Origin of the sequence: Kitasatospora sp. NPDC058190, assembly GCF_042883685.1 — a bacterium.
Lineage (GTDB): Bacteria > Actinomycetota > Actinomycetes > Streptomycetales > Streptomycetaceae > Kitasatospora.
Genome location: NZ_JBHVVI010000282.1, coordinates 1 through 1,963, shown reverse-complemented (window position 1 = coordinate 1,963; position 1,963 = coordinate 1). Strand labels below are relative to the sequence as shown.

At 69.9% G+C, this 1,963-nt stretch carries 3 protein-coding genes; 2 read left to right on the top strand and 1 reads right to left on the bottom strand.

The window, feature by feature from the left end; all coding sequences use genetic code 11:
* Positions 1 to 68: 68 nt before the first annotated feature.
* Complete coding sequence (locus ACFVWU_RS44800; RefSeq protein WP_387632475.1) at positions 69 to 482, top strand: GNAT family N-acetyltransferase; 414 nt, start codon at positions 69 to 71, stop codon at positions 480 to 482.
* Here the strand turns inward: ACFVWU_RS44800 and ACFVWU_RS44795 are convergent.
* Positions 469 to 1,548, bottom strand: coding sequence for an IS630 family transposase (locus ACFVWU_RS44795; RefSeq protein WP_387632473.1), 1,080 nt, complete (start codon positions 1,546 to 1,548; stop codon positions 469 to 471). The two genes, ACFVWU_RS44800 and ACFVWU_RS44795, sit on opposite strands and share 14 nt — an antisense overlap.
* A 47-nt stretch (positions 1,549 to 1,595) precedes the next feature.
* On the opposite strand from ACFVWU_RS44795, the gene ACFVWU_RS44790 reads away from it, so the two are divergent.
* Positions 1,596 to 1,925 carry a hypothetical protein gene (locus ACFVWU_RS44790; protein WP_387632470.1) on the top strand — a complete coding sequence of 110 codons (330 nt, stop codon included), beginning with the start codon at positions 1,596 to 1,598 and terminating at the stop codon, positions 1,923 to 1,925.
* Positions 1,926 to 1,963: the final 38 nt, after the last annotated feature.

Here is a 1,963-nt window from a genome sequence, read left to right as displayed (position 1 = left end):
CTAGTGCTGCTCCGCGGAAGTTCGTGGAGGGGTGATCACAGCCGCGGGTGCATGGCAGGCTGCTTGGCATGGTGATCAGTGATTCGTCGCAGGCCGGCGATGAGGTGTTGGTGGTGTGTCCCGATCTGACGGATGCTGAGCTCAACGAGTTGTTCAGTGCGTCGTGGCCAGCTCACAGGCCGATCTCCTTCGCACCGATGCTGTCCCGCAGTCTGACCTGGATCACGGCGCGTCGAGGCGAGCGGTTGGTCGGATTCGTCAACGTCGTCGGCGACGGCGGTGCGCACGCCTTCATCCTGGATACGACCGTGCATCCGGACGAGCGTCGGCAGGGGCTCGGGATGCGGCTGGTGAGGGCGGCTGCCGACGAGGCGAAAGCGCACGGCGCCGAGTGGCTGCACGTCGACTACGAGCCGCACCTGGAGTCCTTCTACGGTCAGTGCGGATTCCGGCCGACCGCTGCCGGGCTCATGCGGCTTTGAGCGGGCTGCCTTCGTAGGTCCACCGGTAGGGCTTGGCGGTCTCGTTGTGCCCGATCACGTACGCCTCCAGCTTCTCGATCAGGTCGTCGCGGCTGGAGAAGTCGCCATGGCGCACGACCCGGCGCGTCAGGGCGGAGAAGAACAACTCGACCTGGTTGAGCCACGATGCGTGCGGCGGGGTCCATCGGACGTGCCAGCGCGGATGGGCCGCCAGCCACGCCTTGGTGTGTCTGGCCGTGTGGGAAGAACCGTTGTCGAGCACGACGTGGATCTCCCTGCCCGGGGCGATCGCCCGGTCGAGCTGGTCCAGGAACGCGGTGAAGGTCACCGCGTCGTTGCGGGTGATCACCTCGGTGAGAACCTCACCAGTGCAAACGTCGAGCGCGGCCACGAGGGAAGCCGTGCCGTGGCGCCGGTACTCGAACTCCTGCTTGGCCGGCTCGCCGGGGCGCGTGGGATGCCCGGGATGGCGACGCGAGCGGGCGGCGATCGCGGTCTTCTCGTCGATCGAGAGCACCACCGCGCCCTCGGGCGGATCCAGGTAGAGGGCGCATACCTCGGCGGCCCGCTGCCAGAAGTCGGGGGTGTCCCGGCGGGTGAGCCAACCGCGGACCTTGTGCGGCTTCAGGTCCAGGCCGGCCAGGATCCGGCCGACCTGGGAGGCGGAGACCGGCGCGAAGCACGTGCCGGCCACCCGCCGGGCGATCGCCCGGTGCGACCAGGTCGACTCCGGATGCGGCGGCGCGCTGGTGGCGGTGGCCACGATCGCCACGCGGACCTCGGGCCCGTAGGCCCTCGGCCGGCCCGAGCGTTCGGCATCTCGCAGGCCGCCCAGGCCCAGGGCGGCGAACCGTCCCCGCCACTTGCGTACCGTGTTCACGCTGACGTCCAGCTCCCGGGCGATCGCGCCGTTGGCGAGCCCGTCCGCTGCCGCGAGCACGATCCGGGCCCGCAGCACCGCCCGTACCTCGGACTTCGCCGAAGCCGCCGTCCTCACCAGCCGCTCGCGGGCCTTGGCCTCCAGCACCACCGCAACCGCCGTCCCCGCCCGCCGCCCACCGTGCACAGCCAACGATCATGGCGGGCCACCGCCGCACCCGGCAGGATGGGTCCGTGCCGAAGAACCCGCCGGAATCGATGCAGCACCACCTGCGCCAGCGCCTGAACCGCCACGCCCGCGAACGCTGGCCGCACGTGGACGCCATCGCGGTCCGCTTCCGTGCCGGATTCGCCTACGTGGCCGCCGAGTTGCCCGGCGGGGAAAGCCTGCCGCTGTGCCGCCTGCGCTTCACCGGCGTGCTGCACACCTGGGGCTTTGCCCTTTACCTGGCCAGCAACGACAGCTACCGCGACAACTTCCTGCCCAGCGGACTACCAACCGGCTCCCCGGAAGAAGCCCTCGACTGCGCGGGCGACCTCTACCTCAGTGGACTGGCCATCTAATCAACACCCCTCCACGAACTTCCGCGGAGCAGCACTAG